This window comes from Micromonospora sp. CPCC 205561 (assembly GCF_036906775.1).
Classification (GTDB): Bacteria; Actinomycetota; Actinomycetes; order Mycobacteriales; family Micromonosporaceae; genus Micromonospora.
Genome location: NZ_JBAKHV010000107.1, coordinates 2501 through 5358 on the forward strand (window position 1 = coordinate 2501; position 2858 = coordinate 5358).

At 56.8% G+C, this 2858-nt stretch carries 2 rRNA genes (1 of these 2 cut by a window edge); both read left to right on the plus strand.

The annotated features are described in order from the left end of the window. Nucleotides 1-2648 (plus strand): 23S ribosomal RNA (locus V6V16_RS27560); it begins 460 nt to the left of the window's first position. Nucleotides 2649-2735: 87 nt separating this feature from the next. Next, nucleotides 2736-2852 (plus strand): 5S ribosomal RNA (rrf, locus tag V6V16_RS27565). Nucleotides 2853-2858: the final 6 nt, after the last annotated feature.

The window sequence follows — 2858 nt, forward strand, 5'->3', positions numbered from 1 at the left end:
AGCGGCGGACTCCTGAAATCTGCCGTGAATCTGCCAGGACCACCTGGTAAGCCTAAATACTTCCTAGTGACCGATAGCGGACAAGTACCGTGAGGGAATGGTGAAAAGTACCCCGGGAGGGGAGTGAAATAGTACCTGAAACCGTTCGCCTACAATCCGTCGGAGCCTTGCGGGGTGACGGCGTGCCTTTTGAAGAATGAGCCTGCGAGTTAGTGGCATGTGGCGAGGTTAACCCGTGTGGGGGAGCCGTAGCGAAAGCGAGTCTGAATAGGGCGATTCAGTCGCGTGTCCTAGACCCGAAGCGGAGTGATCTAGCCATGGGCAGGCTGAAGCGCGGGTAAGACCGCGTGGAGGGCCGAACCCACCAACGTTGAAAAGTTGGGGGATGACCTGTGGTTAGGGGTGAAAGGCCAATCAAACTCCGTGATAGCTGGTTCTCCCCGAAATGCATTTAGGTGCAGCGTCGCGTGTTTCTTGCCGGAGGTAGAGCACTGGATGGTCTAGGGGGCCCACAAGCTTACCGAAATCAGCCAAACTCCGAATGCCGGTAAGTGAGAGCGCGGCAGTGAGACTGCGGGGGATAAGCTTCGTAGTCGAGAGGGAAACAGCCCAGATCACCAGCTAAGGCCCCTAAGCGTGTGCTAAGTGGAAAAGGATGTGGGGTCGCATAGACAACCAGGAGGTTGGCTTAGAAGCAGCCACCCTTTAAAGAGTGCGTAATAGCTCACTGGTCAAGTGGTTCCGCGCCGACAATGTAGCGGGGCTCAAGCACACCGCCGAAGCTGTGGCATTCACATTTTTACCTCGCTTGGACTTGATTCCTTGTGCAGGTGTGTGGATGGGTAGGGGAGCGTCGTGCCGGGGGTGAAGCAGCGGGGTGACCCAGTTGTGGACGCGGCACGAGTGAGAATGCAGGCATGAGTAGCGAAAGAAGGGTGAGAAACCCTTCCGCCGGATGACCAAGGGTTCCAGGGCCAGGCTAATCCGCCCTGGGTGAGTCGGGACCTAAGGCGAGGCCGAGAGGCGTAGTCGATGGACAACGGGTTGATATTCCCGTACCCGCGAAAGAGCGTCCCTGATGAACCTCGTTGTGCTAACCACCCAAACCGGCCGAGACCTTCGGGTTGAGGTTGGGGAGCGTGGGAACCTGGCGGGTAGTAGTCAAGCGATGGGGTGACGCAGGAAGGTAGCTGAGCCCGGCCGGTGGTTGTGCCGGGGTAAGCGTGTAGGCCGTGTTGTAGGCAAATCCGCAACACATGGGGCTGAGACGTGATGCCGAGCCGATTCAGGTGAAGTCAGTGATCCTATGCTGCCGAGAAAAGCCTCTAGCGAGTTCTTAGCGGCCCGTACCCCAAACCGACACAGGTGGTCAGGTAGAGAATACCGAGGCGATCGGGCGAACTGTGGTTAAGGAACTCGGCAAATTGCCCCCGTAACTTAGGGAGAAGGGGGGCCGGAGACGTGAAGCCCCGCGCGGGTGGAGCGTTGTATGGCCGCAGAGAGCAGGGGGAAGCGACTGTTTACTAAAAACACAGGTCCATGCGAAGAAGTAATTCGATGTATATGGACTGACGCCTGCCCGGTGCTGGAACGTTAAGGGGACCTGTTAGCTCTTCGGGGCGAAGCGGAGAACTTAAGCGCCAGTAAACGGCGGTGGTAACTATAACCATCCTAAGGTAGCGAAATTCCTTGTCGGGTAAGTTCCGACCTGCACGAATGGCGTAACGACTTCCCCACTGTCTCAACCACAGGCCCGGCGAAATTGCATTACGAGTAAAGATGCTCGTTACGCGCGGCAGGACGGAAAGACCCCGGGACCTTTACTATAGCTTGACATTGGTATCCGAATTAGCTTGTGTAGGATAGGTGGGAGCCGGTGAAACCTATACGCCAGTATGGGTGGAGGCAATCTTGAAATACCACTCTGGTTGATTTGGGTATCTAACTTCGGACCGTTATCCGGTTCAGGGACAGTGTCTGGTGGGTAGTTTAACTGGGGCGGTTGCCTCCTAAAGGGTAACGGAGGCGCCCAAAGGTTCCCTCAGCCTGGTTGGCAATCAGGTGTTGAGTGCAAGTACACAAGGGAGCTTGACTGTGAGACTGACAGGTCGAGCAGGGACGAAAGTCGGGACTAGTGATCCGGCACTTGCGAGTGGAAGCGGTGTCGCTCAACGGATAAAAGGTACCCCGGGGATAACAGGCTGATCTTCCCCAAGAGTCCATATCGACGGGATGGTTTGGCACCTCGATGTCGGCTCGTCGCATCCTGGGGCTGTAGCAGGTCCCAAGGGTTGGGCTGTTCGCCCATTAAAGCGGTACGCGAGCTGGGTTTAGAACGTCGTGAGACAGTTCGGTCCCTATCCGCCGTGCGCGTAGGATACTTGAGAAGGGCTGTCCCTAGTACGAGAGGACCGGGACGGACGAACCTCTGGTGTGCCAGTTGTCCCGCCAGGGGCACGGCTGGTTAGCTACGTTCGGAAGGGATAACCGCTGAAAGCATCTAAGCGGGAAGCCTGCTTCAAGATGAGGTATCCCACCATCCTTGGATGGGTAAGGCCCCCAGCTAGACGACTGGGTTGATAGGCCGGAAATGTAAGCCCGGTAACGGGTTCAGTTGACCGGTACTAATAGGCCGAGGACTTGACTACCAAGCTGCTACGCGTCCACTGTGCAACTCTCGATAAACGAACAACAGACCCCGTGTGTGTGGGTGTTGTTTGATATGTCGATAGAGTTACGGCGGTCATGGCGGAGGGGAAACGCCCGGTTACATTCCGAACCCGGAAGCTAAGCCCTCCAGCGCCGATGGTACTGCACTCGGGAGGGTGTGGGAGAGTAGGACACCGCCGGACAATCTT